At 63.2% G+C, this 19,474-nt stretch carries 18 protein-coding genes; 12 read left to right on the top strand and 6 right to left on the bottom strand.

Going from position 1 to position 19,474, the window contains the following annotated elements; genetic code table 11:
• Window positions 1–212: 212 nt before the first annotated feature.
• Entirely contained in the window at window positions 213–2,048 is a 1,836-nt protein-coding gene (locus E3O11_RS01370; RefSeq protein ID WP_092448967.1) for a glycoside hydrolase family 2 protein, read from the bottom strand.
• Between the two features lie 55 nt (window positions 2,049–2,103).
• Window positions 2,104–3,117 (bottom strand): LacI family DNA-binding transcriptional regulator, encoded by a 1,014-nt coding sequence (locus tag E3O11_RS01365; protein WP_092448966.1) that lies wholly within the window; start codon window positions 3,115–3,117, stop codon window positions 2,104–2,106.
• Between the two features lie 220 nt (window positions 3,118–3,337).
• On the opposite strand from E3O11_RS01365, the gene E3O11_RS01360 reads away from it, so the two are divergent.
• Genes E3O11_RS01360 through E3O11_RS01340 form a run of 5 tightly spaced genes read left to right on the top strand, consistent with a single transcriptional unit; the run spans window position 3,338 to window position 8,501 of the window.
• A complete protein-coding gene (locus tag E3O11_RS01360) occupies window positions 3,338–4,645 on the top strand; it encodes an ABC transporter substrate-binding protein (protein WP_092448965.1) in 1,308 nt (435 codons plus the stop codon).
• A 3-nt stretch (window positions 4,646–4,648) separates the two neighbouring features.
• Entirely contained in the window at window positions 4,649–5,662 is a 1,014-nt protein-coding gene (locus E3O11_RS01355) for a carbohydrate ABC transporter permease (protein WP_092448964.1), read from the top strand.
• Window positions 5,659–6,537 carry a carbohydrate ABC transporter permease gene (locus E3O11_RS01350; protein WP_233195459.1) on the top strand — a complete coding sequence of 293 codons (879 nt, stop codon included), beginning with the start codon at window positions 5,659–5,661 and terminating at the stop codon, window positions 6,535–6,537. The genes E3O11_RS01355 and E3O11_RS01350 overlap by 4 nt, the downstream gene beginning before the upstream one ends.
• Window positions 6,538–6,543: 6 nt before the next feature.
• Window positions 6,544–7,545, top strand: coding sequence for a glycoside hydrolase family 43 protein (locus E3O11_RS01345; RefSeq protein WP_233195458.1), 1,002 nt, complete (start codon window positions 6,544–6,546; stop codon window positions 7,543–7,545).
• Between the two features lie 14 nt (window positions 7,546–7,559).
• On the top strand, window positions 7,560–8,501 hold the full coding sequence (locus E3O11_RS01340; protein WP_092448963.1) for an aldose 1-epimerase family protein: 942 nt from the start codon (window positions 7,560–7,562) through the stop codon (window positions 8,499–8,501).
• 249 nt (window positions 8,502–8,750) lie between these two features.
• Here the strand turns inward: E3O11_RS01340 and E3O11_RS01335 are convergent, their stop codons facing one another.
• Window positions 8,751–10,271, bottom strand: a complete 1,521-nt coding sequence (locus E3O11_RS01335) for a SulP family inorganic anion transporter (RefSeq protein WP_092448962.1) — start codon at window positions 10,269–10,271, stop codon at window positions 8,751–8,753.
• Window positions 10,272–10,513: 242 nt separating this feature from the next.
• Here E3O11_RS01335 and E3O11_RS01330 point away from each other — a divergent pair, with 242 nt between their 5' ends.
• A complete protein-coding gene (locus tag E3O11_RS01330; RefSeq protein WP_241994610.1) occupies window positions 10,514–10,876 on the top strand; it encodes a MerR family transcriptional regulator in 363 nt (120 codons plus the stop codon).
• 3 nt (window positions 10,877–10,879) lie between these two features.
• Here the strand turns inward: E3O11_RS01330 and arsM are convergent, their stop codons facing one another.
• On the bottom strand, window positions 10,880–11,632 hold the full coding sequence (gene arsM / locus E3O11_RS01325; RefSeq protein ID WP_092448960.1) for an arsenite methyltransferase: 753 nt from the start codon (window positions 11,630–11,632) through the stop codon (window positions 10,880–10,882).
• Window positions 11,633–11,722: 90 nt separating this feature from the next.
• On the opposite strand from arsM, the gene arsD reads away from it, so the two are divergent.
• Window positions 11,723–12,112: an arsenite efflux transporter metallochaperone ArsD gene (gene arsD / locus E3O11_RS17415; protein ID WP_166787451.1), complete on the top strand. Its 390-nt coding sequence runs from the start codon at window positions 11,723–11,725 to the stop codon at window positions 12,110–12,112.
• Between the two features lie 3 nt (window positions 12,113–12,115).
• Window positions 12,116–13,870: an arsenical pump-driving ATPase gene (gene arsA, locus E3O11_RS01320; protein ID WP_104133340.1), complete on the top strand. Its 1,755-nt coding sequence runs from the start codon at window positions 12,116–12,118 to the stop codon at window positions 13,868–13,870.
• Here arsA and E3O11_RS01315 read toward each other — a convergent pair.
• On the bottom strand, window positions 13,867–14,136 hold the full coding sequence (locus tag E3O11_RS01315) for a hypothetical protein (protein ID WP_092448959.1): 270 nt from the start codon (window positions 14,134–14,136) through the stop codon (window positions 13,867–13,869). The genes arsA and E3O11_RS01315 overlap by 4 nt on opposite strands.
• 65 nt (window positions 14,137–14,201) lie before the next feature.
• On the opposite strand from E3O11_RS01315, the gene E3O11_RS01310 reads away from it, so the two are divergent.
• The 4 genes from E3O11_RS01310 to E3O11_RS01295 are packed head-to-tail and all read left to right on the top strand — an operon-like array spanning window position 14,202 to window position 18,050.
• On the top strand, window positions 14,202–15,188 hold the full coding sequence (locus tag E3O11_RS01310) for a Gfo/Idh/MocA family protein (RefSeq protein WP_092448958.1): 987 nt from the start codon (window positions 14,202–14,204) through the stop codon (window positions 15,186–15,188).
• Window positions 15,189–15,221: 33 nt separating this feature from the next.
• Complete coding sequence (locus E3O11_RS01305) at window positions 15,222–16,697, top strand: D-alanyl-D-alanine carboxypeptidase/D-alanyl-D-alanine-endopeptidase (protein ID WP_241994608.1); 1,476 nt, start codon at window positions 15,222–15,224, stop codon at window positions 16,695–16,697.
• Window positions 16,698–16,731: 34 nt separating this feature from the next.
• Window positions 16,732–17,322, top strand: a complete 591-nt coding sequence (locus E3O11_RS01300) for an isochorismatase family protein (RefSeq protein ID WP_092448956.1) — start codon at window positions 16,732–16,734, stop codon at window positions 17,320–17,322.
• Entirely contained in the window at window positions 17,319–18,050 is a 732-nt protein-coding gene (locus E3O11_RS01295; RefSeq protein ID WP_092448955.1) for an alpha/beta fold hydrolase, read from the top strand. The genes E3O11_RS01300 and E3O11_RS01295 overlap by 4 nt, the downstream gene beginning before the upstream one ends.
• A gap of 318 nt (window positions 18,051–18,368) precedes the next feature.
• Here the strand turns inward: E3O11_RS01295 and hpaD are convergent, their stop codons facing one another.
• Entirely contained in the window at window positions 18,369–19,430 is a 1,062-nt protein-coding gene (gene hpaD, locus E3O11_RS01290; protein ID WP_092448954.1) for a 3,4-dihydroxyphenylacetate 2,3-dioxygenase, read from the bottom strand.
• Window positions 19,431–19,474 lie beyond the last annotated feature (44 nt).

Below are 19,474 nucleotides of genomic sequence, written 5' to 3'. Positions count from 1 at the left end.
GACCAGCTTCACGGCCTCGTCTTTGTACTCAGGGGTGAAGTCCCGACGTGATCTTGCCATAGTGAACATTCTCTCTTGTGAGGTGTCCACACAACGGGGTCAAGGCCAATCTCACTGAACTGGGCGGTATCCGAGGCATTGCCGTTGTCTACGTCACCAGTCGGCGGCTTGGCGCACGTGCGACGCAGTGCAACCGTAGCCAAGAACCGCCGTCACTTGGAGCGAGGTGCGTCCTTCCCCGACACGATGCTGCGAATGACGGCGATCGGCAGTTTGGGCTTCCTGTTCGCGTCGGTCAACCCGTTAGTTTCCTGCATTGTGTCCGTCAGCTGGGTGTAGCAGAAGCCGGACAGTAGTGGGTTGTCCCGAAGGCTGCCCACGAGACCTGACACGCGACTTTCGAAGTCCTCATGGCTCGTTGCTGTCGTGTAGCCCCAGGAGTCATCGGCCGCGTCGGGCGCGAAGCTGACCCCGCCGAATTCGGTGACCATAATCGACTGACCCTCGACTTCGCGGGGAATGAGCTGCAGGCGACGACCTGCTGGACCCATGCCCGCAACGAGGGCGCGGATGGCGTCGATGTTTTTGTAGTTGGCGTCGAGTTGTTCGGCCGTGCCGGCATAATCGTGGATCGTGAGAATGTCAGAAATGGCGTGTTCCCAGCCGTCATTGGAGATGACGGGGCGGCTCGGATCGAGCGCGCGAGTCAGAAAGTAAAGCGACTGGGCGAAGCTCAACTGGGCCTCGTCGTGGGAAATCTGTTGAACACCCCAGCTTTCGTTGAGGGGCACCCAGGTGACGATTGACGGATGCGATCGGTCGCGGCGCACCACATCCGTCCATTCGCGGGTAACTCGCGACACTGCCGCCGATGAGAACTCATAGGTGCTCCCCATTTCGCCCCAAATGAGAAGTCCGAGCCGATCCGCCCAATAAAGAAAGCGGGGGTCCTCGACCTTTTCGTGAATTCTTGCTGCGTTGAATCCGAGGGCCTTGATGAGCTCCACCTCGTCACGCAGCGCCTCGGCGGACGGGGCAGCGAGGTGCGACTGTGGCCAGTAACCCTGTTCGAGCACCGATCGCACGAAATAGGGTCGGTCGTTGAGCAGGAACCTACCGCCGTGAATGCTGACGCTGCGTAGCCCAAAATACGAGTATGAATCGTCGAGGATGCTCCCGTCGTCAGCAATGATTGACACATGCGCGTCAATCAGCCGCGGGTTTTCCGGCGACCACAACAGAGTTTCGAAGGCCTGACCGTTGGCCTGTCGCGCAATCTGAATGGTTGCTAGAGATCGCGGCTCCAGGGTCAGGAAAGACTGCCTGGCGAGGATTTCGCCCGCGATGGAAAGTTCCACCTGCACGGTTACGCCGGTCGCCGGTCGCCGGGCCAAGCCCACGTCGATCTCAACGTTCCCAGCCTGCGCATTCGGGGTCCAATTCAGTGACTCGATGCGCTGGTCCGGTACGGACTCAAGCCAGACCGGTTGCCAAATGCCCGTCGTACGGTGGTACCAAATCACGTGCGGCTCTTCGAGCCAATCCTGTTTGCCGCGCGGCTGGGCGACGTCGTGAGGGTCATCCTCGGCCCGCACCACTAGCACGCAGTCCTTTTGGAGCGTCAGCGCTTCGGTGACGTCAAAGGAGAAGGGCGTCTGGCCGCCCTCGTGTGACCCGATGAACTGACCATCGATCCATACCGATGCGCGGTAGTCGACCGCTCCAAAGTGCAATACCACCCGGTCGCGTTCTGGCGACAGACCACTAGCGGCCACGTCTTCCGGGCTAATGACGCGTGAATACCAGACGACAGGGTGGAAGCCAGGATCGCTGATGCCGGACATCTCCGACTCCGGTGGGAACGGAACTTTGATGACCCGGCCAAGGTGCGAAGCATTGGCGAACCAACGCTCTTTCCCGCCAATGTCTTGGTCGTCGTGTTCGAATGCCCACTCGCCGGCGAGGTCGTGCCAGTTAGGGCGGACAAGTTGGGGGCGGGGGTACACGCCACCCTGGGCACTGGCAGAAATCGGGAGAGAACGCGACATACCGCAATCATGCCGATAAATTACAGCGCTGTAAAGTTTTGCGAGATTGGAAACGCTAAAAAGCGTGCGGAGCACTCTCGCGCACCTCGAGCGAATGCCCCACGATTACGTGTCGGCCGACGCCCCGGTATCCACCAATGCGTTCCTCGAGAAGATCGAAGGCAGCCGCGACCAGTGCGGTCTTTTTCGGCGCCACCGAGGTGAGTGTCGGGGACGTGTAGGCAGCCAGGAAGGTGTTGTCCCAGCCGACCACGGCCACATCTTCAGGTACCGATCGCCCAGAATCGTGGAGGGCCTTCAGCGCGCCGATCGCGAATCGGTCGTCGCGGCAGACCACGCCGTCGAAACGCACCCCGCGCTCGATGGCATCAGTGACTGAGCGAAGGCCGGCTTCCGCAGTGAATTCCAGCGCGGTGAAGACCAGCTCAGGATCCAATCGAATCCGTGCCTCAAGCAGACCCTGCTGGTAGCCAAGAAGACGCTGACTTGTCGAACCAGTGATGTCCGCCGCGATGACGCCGAGAAAAGCGATGCGTCGGCATCCGCTTGCCAGGAGATGCCGCGTAGCATCGAGAGCAGCCGAGACGTTGTCGATCATCACGTGGTCGGTCATAACTGGCATAGCGGCCTCGCCGAGCAAAACTAGTGGAGTGCCGGCATCGAGCTTGGCAATGTCAAGCGTCCCCATGCGGACAGGGTGAAAGATCACGCCGTCGACCAGCCCGGCTTCGCGATCGCTGAGTACCGCGCGCTCCAAATCAGGATCGCTCAAAGTCTGCTCGATGATGACGCGGTATCCCCGCCGAGTGGCTTCTTCGGCCATTTGACGTGAAAGCTCTGAAAAGTACGGGTGGTCGATTTCCGGGATGGCCAGGGCGATCATTCCGGTTTTCCCGGTAGCCAGACGCCGTGCCGTCAGGTTAGGGCGATACCCGAGCTGGTCGATTGCTGCTTGCACCTTCTCGCGAAGGGCAGGGGCCACGTGGGGATAGCTGTGGACGACGTTCGAGACGGTCTTCATGGACACGCCCGCAAGTTCTGCAACGTCAATTAGTCGAACCCTTGCCATGTTTGTTCCGTCCAGTCCGGTCCGGTCCATCCTAGGGGGGACTGCCGTTGGCGCTGGAAACGCCCTAGGAGTTGAATTCTTCTGGTGTAGACAAATATCTTTCTAGCGCTGTACATTATCGGGAGGCACTCGTTTGCTGCACCGTTGCGTGCGGGGAGTGTGTGACCGGCTTTGCGCATGGGTCGCGGAGCGATGTTTTCGATGAGGAGGACGAACGATCATGAAGCAGAAAGACTTCTTGGGGTGGCGAGCTATTGCAGTCACCGCTCTCGGCGCCGCACTCACGCTGGTACTTGCCGGGTGTTCTGCGGGTGAAAGCGGACAGTTGGCGAGTGAGCCCTTCACCGGTGAATACACCGGACCTGAAGTCGAGCTGTCCTATTGGAACGGATTCACCGGTGGTGATGGCCCGTTTATGGAAACGATGGTCTCCGAGTTCAACGCGGAGCACGACAACATCAAGGTTGTCTCAAACACGATGCAATGGGCTGACTTCTACCAGCGCCTTCCCGCAGCGGTTACCGCTGGCGAGGGCCCGGACGTCGGCGTGATGCACCTGGACCAGCTCGCGTCGAATGCCGCGCGAAACGTCATAGTGCCGATCGACGATCTCGCCGAGGAGTTGGGTCTGACGTCGGCTGACTTCACCGAGGAAGTCTGGGATGCCGGCGTCTATAAGGACGCCCGTTACGGCATTCCCCTCGACGTGCACTCCCTGGGCATGTACTACAACACCGAACATTTCGCCGCGGCGGGGATCACGGAAGCCCCGACCGACGCTGCTTCTTTCCAAGATGCGCTCGACAAGCTTCAGGCAGCTGGCTATGAAACTCCCTTCTGGATGCCGACGCGGTGGCCAAGCCACCTCATGAATCTCTCCGTGCTCTGGCAGAACGGCGGTGAACCGTATGGCGACGACGGAGCAACGTTCGATTCAGCGGCCGGGATAGATGCACTTGAGTGGCAGCGCTCCATCGTGGACGACGGATATAGCCCGAGTGACGTTGCCATCGACTCCCAGTACGTCGCTTTCAAGAACGGTGAGACCTCCATCACCTGGGACGGCATCTGGCAGATCAACGATCTCGCCGAGTCAGGACTTCCGTACGCGGTTGCCCCGATTCCCACAATCGGCGAAACAGACGCCGTTTGGGCCAACTCCCATAACTTCTTCCTCCCACGCCAGAGCAGCGCTGACCAGAACAAGGTCAACGCGTCGAAGGTGTTTATCGCCTGGATAAGCGAGCAATCGGCCGAGTGGGCAGGCTCGGGCATGATCCCCGCTCGTCAGTCAGTACGCGATGCGGGCGCCCTTGAGGGACTCCCGCAGGAATCAATCGCCGAGACGATCGATTCGATGCGTTTCCTGCCGCCCATTCCCGGGATCGGCCAGGTGCAGACTGAGACACTCGAAATCGCCGTCGCCGACGGGGTTCAGGGAACAACAACGCCGAGTGAGTCGCTCAAAAAAGCCGCCGCCACGGCGACGCAACTCATGGACGACAACAAAGCCTCGTTCGGGGGCTGACCAATGTCGACGAAGGTTGGTGAGCGCGCTCTTCCTAAGGGTAGGGCGCGCCGCCCCTCGACTTCCGAACCGGAGTCGCAGAAGAAACGTGGAGTACGAGCGGGCACTCGGCAACAGGGGATAGCAACGCCCTGGCTTTTTCTCGCCCCCTACCTGCTGCTGTTTGGCAGCTTCGTCATCCTCCCGGCAGTTCTCGGGGTGTGGATCAGTCTTCATTCCTGGGACTACACGCTGCCAAACAAACCCTTCGTCGGCCTCGGCAACTACGTCGCCTTGTTCTCCCCTGGGACGACGATTTCTGGCCCGTTCTGGGGATCCATGCGGGCCACCGGAATCTTCACCGTACTCAGCGTGCCGCTGCTCCTGGTTGTCCCGCTCGCTGTCGCCCTACTCATGAGCAAGAAGTTTCCCGGACGGGACTTTCTCCGAGCCATCTACTTCGCCCCCTACGTGCTCGGCGTCGCTGTCATTTCGGTACTTTGGCGGTACCTGCTCGACAACAACATTGGCCTCGTGAACCACTATCTGGGACTCCTCGGACTCCCGGACGACACCGCGTGGACGACAACGACGCCCGCGGCCTGGGTCGCACTCGTGGGAGTGACTGTCTGGTGGACGCTTGGATTCAATGCCATTATCTATCTCGCTGGCCTTCAGGACATCCCTATTGAGCTCTACGAAGCCGCCCGTGTTGATGGTGCCGGGCCGTGGATGCAGTTTCTGCACGTGACGATTCCGGGGCTCAAGCCCATCCTGTCGTTCATCACGATCATCACCCTCCTTGCCTCCGCCAACATGTTTGGCCAGTCCTATCTCATGACCCAGGGCGGCCCCGGACGCGAGACGCGCACAGCCATTTATCAGATCGCTGACACGGGATTGCGAAACTTTCAGATGGGCAGCGCCGCAGCGATGAGCTACGTACTGACCATCTTCCTCATGGCGATCAGCGCCTTTGTCTTCTATATCTTTCGCGAGAAAAAGCCCAAGAAGCAAGAGAAAGAGGTTCTCTCGTGAGCAATGTCACGAGCACGATCAGTGCGGGATCCCGCGCACGCCGTGCACGCCGGCGGAGCGGCGGTATTGCTCGCGTCGCCGTTCTCGGCGCGATCGCAATCGCGTTCATTAGCCCGATTATCTTCATGATCGTGACCAGCCTCAAAACCCGGGCCGACGCGACTGCTATTCCACCGTCGTGGATTCCGAATCCGATTTCTCTGCAGGCTTTCGCGTCTATCCTCGCTCCCGGGACCGCGACGCCGGTGCTGCAATGGTTCGCAAACAGCATGGTTGCAGCAGCGCTCAATGCCGCGCTGGTCGTCATCACGGCGTCCCTCGCGGCGTATCCGCTCGCACGGATGCAGTTTCGCGGCAAGAATTTCGTCTTCGTCATCATCGTCGCGACCCTGCTGGTGCCGCCGGTTATTCTGGTGATTCCCAATTACCTCATCGTGAGTGAACTGGGGTGGCTCAACTCGCTCGTCGCGATCATCATTCCAACGGCGGCATCCGCTTTTGGAGTGTTTTTCATGCGACAGTTCTTCGTGGGGCTGCCCGTGGAGTTGGAGGAGGCCGCCCGGCTCGATGGGGCTAACCGATTCGTGATCTTTACGCAGGTCGTTCTGCCGCTCGCCAAACCCGCTCTTGCGACACTTGCATTGCTCGCCTTCCTCGCCAACTGGAATGACTTCCTCTGGCCCGTCTACGTCTTGTTCAGCCCAGAGGTGCAAACTCTGCCCGCAGGCCTGTCCACGCTTCAATCCGCAAATGCGGTCCGCTATGACCTGCTGATGGCCGGCGCGGTCGTCGCGAGCGTGCCAGTGCTGGCGCTGTTCATCTTTCTCCAGCGCTTCATCATCGAGGGCGTTTCGCGCTCTGGCGTGAAGGGATAGCACCTGATGAACTCGGCTCGCCGTGCATTTTTGGCGTGCGTGTCCGCCGCCATCATGACGGCCCTCGCGGTGAGTGGCTGCACGGCGGCGGTGGAGCATTCGGGATCCCCAGCGGACGCCATACCAGGAGCCCCGGTACTCAACGTGAATTTCGCTGATCCCGACGTGGTACAGGTCGACGGCACGTACTTCGCGTATGCCACCAACGACAACAACCGCAACGTGCAGGTCGCCTCCTCCGCCAATCTTCTCGATTGGGAGGTGCTGCCCGACGCGTTGCCGAAGCTTCCGAGCTGGATCATTCCGGGAAAGACCTGGGCACCTGAGGTAACGAGACTCTCCGATGATTCCTTCGTCATGTACTTCACGGCGACGAATTTTGCGCCAACGCTGCAGTGCATCGGTGTTGCCACCGCCAGCGACCCAGCCGGACCGTTCACCGTTCAGGGCGACGCCATGATCATCTGTCCAGAAGACGAAGGCGGCGCGATCGATGCGAGCACCGTGGTCATCGACGACGTCTTGTATCTCGTCTGGAAAAATGACGGGAACTGTTGTGAACTCGATACCTGGATTCAGGCTGCCACGCTCTCTCCCGATGGGCTCAGCGTCACGGGCGATCCCATCATGCTCCTAATGCAAACCGAAGATTGGGAGGGTAGCCTTATCGAGGCGCCGACCGTTATAACTCGCGGTTCAGGACTTGTGATGCTCTACTCCGCGAACTCCTACGGAGACGCCAGATACGCGGTCGGTGCTGCATCGGCTGCCTCAATCGACGGCCCATGGACGAAGGAAATTGGTCCGATCCTATCGACGGACAGCTCCGGGGGTCTATATCGTGGCCCCGGTGGCCAAGACCTGGTCATGGATGTGGATGGTCAGGACTACCTCGTTTTCCACGCGTGGGACAAGGATTACACGTACCGCGCCCTGCACGTTGCCGAGGTCGATTGGGGCGCCGACATTCCTCGAATCGTGATTCCCAACGAAGCAATCCAACGTTAACTGAATGGTGCCACATGGGAAACTCCATATCGCTCAGGCCGCTGTCGGGAACACAATTCGTTCTTGAGGCTCACGGCTACACCGCCTCGATCGCCAGCATCGGCGCGAGCCTTCGATCGCTCCGATACCACGGGCGCAACCTCATCGTGCCTTTCGACGCCAATCAAGTGCGGCCCTTCTTTCGCGGCGCCATCCTGGCACCGTGGCCGAACCGAGTCGTGGATGGAAGGTACACATTCGATGGCATCGAGCAACAGCTCAGCATCACCGAGCCGTCGAGGGGACACGCGCTCCATGGACTCGCGTCCTGGCTGGACTTTGCTGCGGTGAGGCAGACGTCCAATCGGCTCGTTCTAGAGGCAACCGTCGAGGCGCAACCTGGGTATCCTCACCGGGTGACGCTAGAGGTAGATTTTGCGCTTGACGGCGAGGGCCTTCGAACGAAAGTGACGGCAGTGAATTCCGGTCCAAAAGCTGCCCCTTTTGGGGTCGCTCCGCACCCCTACCTTGTTGCCGGGGCTGGCCGCATCAACGACTGGACGCTCGAACTCCCCGCCAGGAAAATACTGACTGTGACTCCTGACCGTCTCATTCCCCTTCGCCTTCGTGACGTCGATGATAGTGATCTTGCCGCCTTTGATTTTCGTACGCCACGGACTATCGATAACACTTTCATCGATCACGCCTTCACCGGCCTCGACCGGGATTATGAAGGCAACGCGACAGTTCGCGTGACGACGAACGGCGGCAGTGGAGTGGCCCTGAGCTGGGATAGCGAATGCCCGTGGGTTCAGGTGCATACTGCTGATCAAACCGCACCCTTGACTGACAGGATTGGACTAGCCGTCGAACCAATGACCTGTCCTCCGGATGCTTTCAACTCTGGAATAGACCTGAACGTCCTTCAGCCAGCAGATCCCGCACGCGCCTCCTGGACGATTCGAGCAATCGACTAGCCAAGCGACGCCGCTCCGGAATAAAGCGACAGGCGTCGTTCACGGCTACCGGAAGCGCACCGGAGACCTTACGGGGTGGGAAATTGTAGCGGCCGTCAGAGTGGAGGGGCGGACGGTGGAAGGTGGATTCGTACCACCGCCGGCCCCCATTATCGGGACTTTTTCAATCGATGCTCTTGCCAATGAGCGCTACAAGAGTCAGGTCCGGTTTTTCCGGCTTCGGCCCGATGAAGGCCGAGAGCCCCTTTGTTAGTGGCCGCCGCCGAGGTTCCCGGCCAAGCGGCTGTGCAGCTCGTGGCTGGCCTCGTTGAGCCCCTCAATCACGACGTACTTATCCTGCCGCTCATACTTGTAGGAGATGGCGTCGAGGGTCGCGACGGTGGAGGCGTCCCAGATGTGTGAGGCCGACAGGTCGATGACGATGCGGTCGGGGTCGTCGGCGTACTCGAACTGGGTCATCAGGTCGTTGCTCGAGGCAAAGAACAGCGCCCCGGTCACCGTGTAGTAGGCGGTCGGCACGGGCTGGTCGAGCTCGACGGTGCGCTCCACCCTGGCGAGGTGGGCGACGCGACGCGCGAACGCGACCATTGCGACGATGACACCGACGACGACGCCGATCGCGAGGTTGTGGGTGAGAACGATGACGACGACCGTGGCGACCATGACGGTGGTCTCGCTCTTCGGCATCCGCTTAAGAGTAGACAAGCGGATGCTGTGCCAGTCGAATGTGAGATAGGACACGATGATCATCACCGCGACCAGGGCAGCCATGGGCACAACGGCGAGCACGTCGCCGAGGCCGAGCACGAGAACGAGCAGGAAGACGCCGGCGAGGAAGGTGGAGATGCGGGTGCGAGCGCCGGAGGCCTTCACGTTGATCATGGTCTGGCCAATCATGGCGCAGCCGCCCATGCCGCCGAACAGGCCGCTCATGACGTTGGCGACGCCCTGGCCCCAGGTCTCGCGGGTTTTGTTGGAGTGGGTGTCGGTGATCTCGTCGACGAACTTCGCGGTCATGAGAGATTCGAGAATTCCGACCAGGGCCATGCCGAGGGCATAGGGGGCGATGATCGTGAACGTGTCCCAGTTGAGCGGGATGTTGGGGAGGAAGAGCTCGGGCAGGCTCTCGGGCAGTTCGCCCTGGTCGCCGATGGTGGGGACGGCGATGGCGGTCACCACGGTCGCGACGGTGAGCATGACGATGGCTACGAGCGGTGCCGGGATCACCTTGGTGATGCGCGGCATGACGATCATGATGATCAATCCGGCGGCGACGAGCGGGTAGACCATGAACGGCACGCCGAGCAGCTGGGGGAGTTGGGCACCGAAAATGAGGATGGCGAGGGCGTTGACGAAGCCGACCATGACGCTTCGCGGAATGAAGCGCATGAGTTTGGCGACGCCGACCAGACTCAGCACGATTTGGAGCACCCCGGCGAGGATGACGGTGGCGATGAAATACTCCATGCCATATTCCCGCGCGACCGGGGCGATGACAAGCGCGATCGCGCCGGTGGCGGCGGTGATCATGGCCGGGCGCCCACCGACGAAGGAGATGGTCACAGCCATGACGAAGGAGGAGAACAAGCCGACGCGCGGGTCGACGCCGGCGATGATCGAGAAGGCGATCGCCTCAGGGATGAGGGCCATGGCCACGACCAGGCCGGCGAGTACCTCGCGGGTGAGCAGGCGGGGCGTGCGGAGCGCGGTGAGTACCGAGGGCTCAGCTTGGTATCGATTGGCTGAAGCGGATTTTTGAACAATGGCCATGAGGCCTCCAGAAGCTGGGCCGGGGTGCGGCCGAAGTGGATGCAGAAGAGTTGGGTGGGCGCCGCGGTGCGCACCTCCACCGGTCGTTGAGGACAAGGCCATCGAGGACAATGGTGGGAGAGTGGGCTCACAGATGAATGTCAGCCGACTTCTGCAACACTACCCTGACGTAAGGGTTGATCGTAAATTTCAGGGAAAGAATGCATCCGGTGACGTCAGGCGCGATTGGATCCGCGGTCACGATGCACATCGGCGAACTCGCCGAGAAGACCGGGCTGTCGCTGCGCACGATCCGCCACTATGACGAGGTCGGCCTGCTGAATGCATCCGCTCGCACCGATGGTGGTTTTCGGCTCTACTCGCCCGATGACTTCACCCGGCTGATGCTCATTCGCCGCATGAAACCGCTCGGCTTCACGCTCGACGAGATGATGGCCCTGCTGAAGGTCATCGACACGCTGCAGGGTGGGCTGACCGGATCTGACGTTCCGGAGGTACGCGCCGAGCTCGAGACCTTCATCGCCCAGGCGGTCGAGCGTCGGCAAAAACTGCAGGATCAGCTGGGAATGGCCGACGAGTTTCTGGAGCTGCTGCGGGTCCAGTAGAGGCTACCGGGCGGGTTTGACCGCCTTCACGATGGCCCCGTGCATTTCGGGGGCGACCTCGTGGGTGTAGAGAACGCTCGGGTCGGCGAAACCGGCCTGGTGCAGGGCATCGAGGTACTCCTGGTGCGACAGGGCTCCGGCGATGCAGCCGGTGTAGCTGCCTCGGCGGATGCGGTCCTCTGCGCTCAGCTGGTTTTCGGCGACGACGTCGGAGATTCCGAGGCGCCCGCCGGGCTTGAGCACTCGGAACATCTCGGCGATGACCGCGTTCTTGTCGGCCGAGAGATTGATGACGCAGTTGGAGATGATGACGTCGATGGTGTCATCGGCCAGGGGGATGGCCTCGATCTGGCCCTTGATGAACTCCACATTGGTGGCCTCGGCTTTGGCGGCGTTGGCGCGGGCGAGTTCGAGCATTTCATCGGTCATGTCGAGTCCGTAGGCGAACCCGGTCGGCCCGACGCGGCGCGCGGAGAGCAGCACGTCGATGCCGCCACCGGAGCCGAGGTCGAGCACGATTTCTCCCGGGCGGAGGTCGGCGACCGCGGTTGGATTGCCGCAGCCGAGACTGGCCAGAAAGGCTTCCTCGGGAATCTCCGAACCTTCTTCGGCGGTATACAGGGTGGATCCGAACACATCGCCGTTTATCAGATCGGTGGGGGCACAGCACGACGTGCTCGAGACGTCGGTCAGTTGGAGGGCGGCGGCGGCGTAGCGCTCTCGCACGCGCTCCGTGATCTCAGATGTCTTGTCCATAAGTTGATCCTTTCCTGTAGGTCGCGGCACCAGCCTACTGCTACATTGATACTTATCGATATAGCTGCAGACGTTACTAGGGAGATCGACATGACTGCCATCCGAATCTACGAACCGGCCTTGTGCTGCGACACCGGAGTCTGTGGTGTCGACGTCGATCAGTCCCTGGTCGAGGTGACCGCCACCGTGCGCAGCCTGCAGGAACTTGGCGCCGACATTCAGCGCCATAACCTGGCCACCGATCCTCTCGCCTTCACCACGGATGAGACCGTGCGCGCCTTCATGCACGTCGTCGGCTCTACCGGCCTGCCGCTCACCGTCGTCGACGGCGTCACCGTGGTGACCGGCGCCTACCCATCGAAATCCCAGCTACTCGCCTTCGCCGGCCTCGCTGCCGTAGCGCCGACCGACCGGCCCCAGCTCGGCCTGACCGAGAAATCGGCAAGCGGATGCTGCGGCGGCGCCACCGGCTGCTGCTAACACATGAAGTTCCTGGCAGACCCGCCTCGGTTTCTCTTTTTCACCGGTAAGGGCGGCGTGGGGAAGACATCCGTTGCCTGCGCTTCGGCCATCGAACTGGCCGAACGGGGTCGCCGGGTGCTGCTGGTGAGCACCGATCCGGCCTCCAATATCGGGCAGGTGTTCGGGCTCACGATCGGCAATACGGTCACTCCGATTGGCGCCATTGCCGGCCTGAGCGCACTCGAAATCGACCCGGAGCAGGCAGCGGATGCCTATCGCGAACGCATTATCGCCCCGGTTCGGGGGCTCCTGCCGGAGCGCGAGCTCGCGAGTATCGCCGAGGGCCTGTCCGGATCGTGCACGACCGAGGTCGCCTCGTTCGACGAGTTCACGAACCTGCTCACCGATGACGGTCTGCTCACGACGTACGACCACATCGTGTTCGACACCGCGCCGACCGGGCACACCATTAGGCTTCTGCAGCTTCCCGGTTCCTGGACCGAGTTTCTCGACGCCGGCAAGGGCGATCCGTCCTGCCTCGGACCGCTGTCCGGGCTCGACAAGCACAAAGCGGTGTACGCAGCGGCCGTCGCCGCGCTGGCCGACCCCGAGCGAACGCGGCTGGTGCTCGTGGCGCGAGCGCAGGCATCCGCTTTGACGGAGATCGAGCGCACGCACGCTGAGTTGGCGCAGATCGGAATTCGCGGCAGCTACGTTGTCATTAATGGAGTGCTGCCAGCCAGCGCGGGAACCGAGCCGATCGCCGTAGCGGTGCGCAATCGCGAATCGGCGGCGCTGACGGGTATTCCGGCGGCCATCGCTGCACTGCCGAGGGACATTCTGGAGCTCAAGGCCGGCAACATGATGGGCATCGACGCGCTGCGCACCCTGTTTCGCACCGACCGCGACGGCCCCGGGCAATTGCACGCTGTGGTCGACGTTCCGGACGCCCCACTCGGCCAATTCGTCGACGAGCTGGAGCAGACCGGGCACGGTCTGATCCTCTGCATGGGCAAGGGCGGCGTGGGCAAGACCACAATCGCTGTGGCTCTGGCCGTGGCTCTGGCCGAGCGCGGTCACGCCGTTCACCTGACCACGACCGACCCGGCAGCTCATCTGGTCGAGACCCTGCACGGGAGCCTGCCAGGGCTGCGCGTCTCCCGCATCGACCCCGACGAGGCGATTCGCGATTATCGCGAGCACGTGATGGCGACCAAGGGCAAGAATCTCGACGCCGATGGCCGGGCAGCCCTGGCCGAAGACCTGCTCTCCCCGTGCACTGACGAGGTCGCGGTGTTTCGGCAGTTCTCCCAGGCCGTGCACGAATCACGGCACGAATTCGTCGTCGTCGACACCGCGCCGACCGGCCACACCCTGTTGCTGCTGGATGCCACCGGGTCGTACCATCGCGAAATCGCGCGCCAGATGGGGGACGGAATGGCGTTCGTGACGCCATTGATGCGGCTGCAGGATCCGGCCCTGACCAAGGTTTTGCTGGTGACGCTCGCCGAGACCACGCCGGTGCTCGAAGCGGAGGGCCTGCAGCAGGATCTGCAGCGCGCCGGAATTCAGCCCTGGGGCTGGGTGGTCAACAATTCCATCGCGGCAGCGCACCCCGAGACGCCCTTTTTGCAGGCGCGCGCCGCCAGCGAGGCCACTCAGATCGATATCGTGGTCGCCCGCGCCGACCGGGTCGCGATCGTGCCGCTGCTGGCCGACGAACCGATCGGGGTCGATCGGCTTGCGGCGCTCACCGCGTTGGCGACCGTCTCTTAGCTGGCCATTCCGGGGTGCACCTTCACGAAGGTGATGTTCTTGGTCGGATGCACGGTTTTCGCGGGCGCGCGCGAGAAGCCCTTCGCCCCCTCGAGACGGTTCTGCCCGCGAAACTCGGCCAGGGCATCGTCGAAGATGACGTTGAGCTGTGCGCCGGTGAATTCCTCCGCAGCCCCCTCGGTAAAGCTGATGCTGATGAGCGAGTTGTCGGGAAAGTGCCGGTTCATGCGGATGAAACCATCGGCATCCTGCTGCAGGGTGATCATTGATCTAGTTTGACCTATATGTTGCCGTGTCGGCGCGTGTCGGTGGCCCTGGATAAACTGCAAGCATGACGGAATCGATTCGCTGGGGAATCTTGGCCACCGGTGGCATCGCCCACGCGTTCACGAGCGATCTGGTGCAGAACGGCCACAAGGTGCAGGCCGTCGGGTCGCGCAGTCAGGCCTCGGCAGATGCGTTTGCTGCCGAATTCGGCATCCCCACCGCGCATGCCAGCTATGCCGAACTCGTCGATGACCCCGAAGTCGACGTCATCTACGTGTCGACGCCGCATCCGTTTCACGCCGAGCACGCAGCCCTCGCGTTGAACGCCGGCAAGCACGTGTTGATCGAGAAGCCGATCGCGATCAACGCCGGCGAGGCCCGGCAGATCGTCAACCTCGCCGCGAGCAAGAATCTGCTCGTGATGGAGGCCCTGTGGACCCGATTCCTGCCGCACCTGGTGCGCATCCGCGAGATCCTCGCCGCCGGCACGCTCGGCGAGGTGCGCAGCCTGATCGCCGACCATACCCAGGACCTGCCCGACGACCCGGCGCACCGCCTGAACTCGCTCGAGCTCGGCGGTGGCGCGCTGCTCGACCTCGGGGTGTATCCGGTGAACTTCGCGCACGCCGTATTCGGGTCGCCCGACACGATTTTGGCGAGCGCCTCATTTAAGGCGACGGGAGCGGATGCCCAGGTCGCGACGATTTTTCGCTACCCCGGTGGCCAGATTGCCACGACATTTTCGTCCAGCGACACCCTCGGCCCGACCACGGCGTCGATCATCGGCACGCACGGGCGCATCGACATCGATGGCGTTTGGTACGCGCCGACCAGTTTTCGAGTGCTCGACAACGGGGGCACCGTGCTCGAGGCCTTCGCCCGGGCCGAGTTCACCGGCCGCGGTATGCAGTTCGAAGCGGTCGAGGTTGAGGAGCTGATTCGGGCCGGCAAAATCTCGAGCGACATCATGCCGGCCGAAGAATCGGTCGCCGTGATGACGACCCTTGACGCGGTTCGGGCCCAGATCGGGCTGCGCTACCCGGGCGAATAGCTGGCCTGGAGGCGGGTCGGTTACCATACGGAGGTGGAAGAACCAGTGCAGACACCCGCGTCCCCCGCGGTTGACGTCCCGCGTGGCGGGATCGCTGCTGTCAGCGCTGATCGCCGCCGCGCCTGGCTGATCGCCGCCGGCACCCTCGTCTTCGTGCTGCTCGGCAGTGGCGCCGTGTTCGCGGGAACGCAGACCGGCGCGAATGAGCCGGTGGTGGCATCCGTTGTAGGAACACCCACGGCGACGCCGAGTCCCACGCCGACCGTCGACCCGGCGCGGCCGGTGCCCGCCGAGGCGACTGCAGCCAGCCGACTGCGCACCTGCTCGGTCGCCGGGCTCGCCGCCGACACGAGACTCGCCGATTTTCAGGCGCAGGTGGTCAACGCCAACACCGGCGAGGTGCTGTTCGATCGGGGCGGCACGACCTCCTCGCGCACGGCCAGCGTCATGAAGGTGCTCACCTCGGCCGCGGCGCTCAACGTTCTCGGCAGCGACTACCGCGCCACGACCCGCGTCGTCCGGGGCTCCGAACCCGGCCAGGTCGTGCTCGTTGGCGGGGGAGACCTCACCCTGTCGCGGCTGCCGACCGGCCAGGAACCGTTCTACACCGGCGCCGCGCACCTCGATGACCTTGCCACCCAGACCATGGTTTCCTGGGCTGCCGACCCGGCCAACCCGCCGATCACTTCACTCGTGCTCGATTCCTCCTATTTCTCCGGCCCGGACTGGGACGAAGGCTGGGCCCGAACCGAACTCGGCCTCGGCTACATGCCCGAAATTACGGCGCTGATGGTCGACGGCGACCGGAACGACCCCACCCGCAGCACGTCCGCCCGCAGCGAAGACCCGATCGCTCGCGCCGGCCAGGCCTTCGCTGACGCTCTCGGCGGTGGCCTCGAAATCAGCCAGGCCACCGCCCCGGCCGGTGCAGCCCAACTGGGCGCCGTGCAGTCCGCGCCGGTGTCGACCCTGATTCAGCAGTCCCTGATCGTGAGCGACAACACCCTGGCCGAGATGCTCGCCCGCCTCGTGGCGATCGAAAACGGTGCCGGCAACTCCTTTTCAGCCCTGCAGCAGGGCATCGTCGGCGGACTCGCCGCCTACGGCATCGACACCACTGGCATGATCATCAAGGACGGATCGGGCCTCAGCCCACACAACGCCGTGTCGCCGGCCTACCTGACCGCCCTGTTCGTCAAGGTCAACGCCCGCGAGGGCAACCTCGGCATGCTGTTCGATGGCCTGCCGATCGCCGGTGGGCCGCGCGGATCGCTCTCCTACGCTGACCGTTTCGCCGGTGCGAATTCCGCCGCCGACGGCGCCATCTTTGCCAAAACCGGCTGGATCGATACCGGCTACACGCTCTCCGGCATCATCCACGCCGCCGACGGTACCCCGCTCACCTTCGCCATCTACGCGATCGGCAACGTCAGCTCGAACGCGAAAATCGCCATCGACACACTGACCACCGGTTTCTTCCACTGTGGCGATAATCTGTCGAACAACTGACCATGTAACAACTGACTGTCCAAAAGGAGCCACAGTGACCCGCGCCCTGTTCATCATCGACGTTCAGAATGATTTCACCGAGGGCGGTGCCCTGGGCGTTGACGGCGGGGCGACCGTCGCAGCGGGCGTGAGCGCGCTGCTCGCGCAGCATCCGCTTGCCTATAAATACGTCTTCGCGTCGCGCGACTGGCACGATATCGGCAATGACAACGGTGGCCATTTTGCCCGCGACACGGCACCCGACTACGTCACGACCTGGCCGGTGCACTGCGTGGCCGGCACCGCGGGCGCCGAATATCACCAGGCTCTCACAACGGATGCCGTGACCTTTCACATTCGTAAGGGCCAGGGCAAGCCCGCGTACTCCATCTTCGAGGGCACCACCGAGGCCGGACAGACCGTGGGGTCGCTGCTGACCGAGCACGGGGTGACCGAGATCGACGTGGTGGGTCTCGCCACCGATTACTGCGTGCGCGCTTCCACCCTCGACGCGCTCGAGCACGGCCAGCATGTGCGGGTACTGACCGATCTGGTCGCCGGAGTCGCCGCGCAATCGACCGAGACCGCCCTCGCCGAGATGGCGCACGCCGGCGCGGTGTTCGCCGCGAGCGACGCCGTCGAATGACCCGGTTCGCTCGGCGTCTCGACGGGATACGCATCGCCTTCGAGGCCACGCCGGGGGAGCGACCGGTGCTGTTCGTGCATGGTTTTGCGTCGACCGCCGCGGTGACCTGGGGCGGATCCGGCTGGGTGCGAGCATTCGCCGAGGTTGGGCGCGGCGCGATCACGCCCGACCTGCGTGGCCACGGCCAGAGTGACAAGCCGCATCGGGCGGCCGACTACGCCCCGCGCCAGCTGGCCGCCGACCTCGTGGCCGTGCTGGACACCCTCGAACTGGAACGGGTCGACGTGATCGGCTACTCCATGGGGTCGCGGGTCGTGGCAGCCCTGGCTCGGCTGGCGCCCGAACGGGTACGGCGGCTCGTGCTCGGCGGGGCCGGTCCGGTCGAGCTGTTCGAGACCTGGGACCTTGACGAGGTCAACCGGTTCGTCGTTTCGGGCGCGCTTCCCGCAGATCCGACTATTGCCGGGGTGCTCGGCCCCTCCATCGCCGCCGGTGCCGACCGCCAGGCGCTGTTGGCGTGCGTGCAGGGGGTCGCGGGCTGCACGCTCGACGTGCCCGCGGGCATCCCGCAGCTGTTTGTAGCCGGTGGTGCCGACTCGATTCCGGCCGGGGTGGCGGCTCTCGCTGCCGAACGCGGCGCGCAGTACCTCGAGCTGCCCGGTTGCACCCACCTGAACGCGCTGAGTGCGCGTGCGTTCAAGCAGGCCGCGCTGGAGTTTCTGGTCTGAGCCGCGACCTGCGTAGACCGTTGCCGACGAGGCCAATGCCCCGTTCGGCGGTGTGGGGTCTTCGGGCACGGGTTCTCGCTTCGGCGGGGCCCATTCCGGTGTCGGTTTCCTCACCGGTCGGTGGCGAATTCAGGTAACGAGAACGGATGCGTGCGCCCACCCCGCGAAAACACGCGGCGGTATCGTCCCGGCCACGACCTCCATCCTGAATCCGCCACCGTGCGGACCTCGGGCCATCTGGGCGGAGCGGGCCCACCTTAAGGAAGCGGGCCCATGATCAATCATGGGCCCGCTTTCCGGGCCCGGGCCCGGTCGGAATCAGAGGGTCGTGCCGAGCTTGAAGCCAGCCAGGGCGTCGTCCTTGCGGGTGTAGGAGAAGCCGTCGGCGCCGACGGTCACGGCCATTTCGCGAGGCTCGGTGCGCTCGATCACCGGCTGCGGGTTGCCGTCGAGGTCGAGCACGAGTGAGGCGTCGGTGTACCAGCTGGGTACGACGGGGTTGCCCCACCAGTCGCGGCGCTGGTTGTCATGCACGTCCCAGGTGACGACGGGGTTGTCGGGGTCGCCGGTGTAATAGTCCTGTGTGTAGATCTCGATGCGGTGCCCGTCGGGGTCGCGCAGGTAGAGGTAGAACGCGTTCGAGACGCCGTGGCGGCCAGGTCCCCGCTCGATCAGATCGCTCTTGCGTAGGGCGCCGAGCTTGTCGCAGATGTAGATGATGTTGTGCTTCTCGTGGGTCGAGAACGCGATGTGGTGCATGCGCGGGCCATTGCCGCCGGTGAGGGCGGTGTCGTGCACGGTGTCTTTGCGCCGCATCCAGGCCGCGTAGGTGACGCCGTCGGAGTCCTGAATGTCTTCGGTAACGCGAAAGCCCAGGTCCTCGAGGTATTTGCGACCACGGCCGACATCGGGGGTGACCTGGTTGAAGTGGTCGAGCCGCACGAGCGCGCCCGGGCCCTGCAGGTCGTAGCGCCAGGCGAGGCGTTCAACGTGGGTGGTGGCGTAGAAGAACTCGTACGGAAAACCCAGCGGATCTTCGACGCGCACGCTGTCGCCGATGCCCGTCACGAAGCCCTCGGTGCGACGTTCGGTGCGGCAGCCGAGCTCCTTATAGTAGGCCTCGGCGAGGTCGACGTCTTCGGGGCTGCGCACCCGAAAAGCCATCGCGGCGACGGCAGCAATCGGCCCCTGACGCAGCACGAGGTTGTGGTGAATGAATTCTTCGAAGCTGCGCAGGTAGATCTCGGTGTCGCTCTCTTCGGTGACGACGAGGCCGAGAATGTCGACGTAGAACTCGCGCGACTTCGCCAGGTCGGTCACGACGATGTCCATGTAGGCGCAGCGCAGGATGTCGGGCGGGGTGGCGGTGGGGATTGTCATGGGGTTCTCCTCATTGAGTCAAGCGGATGCGTACGGCTGGTTCT

The sequence above is a fragment of the Cryobacterium levicorallinum genome (assembly GCF_004402405.1).
Lineage (GTDB): Bacteria > Actinomycetota > Actinomycetes > Actinomycetales > Microbacteriaceae > Cryobacterium > Cryobacterium levicorallinum.
The sequence above is the reverse complement of the archived record's forward strand: the minus strand, read 5'-3'. Positions and strand labels throughout refer to the sequence as shown.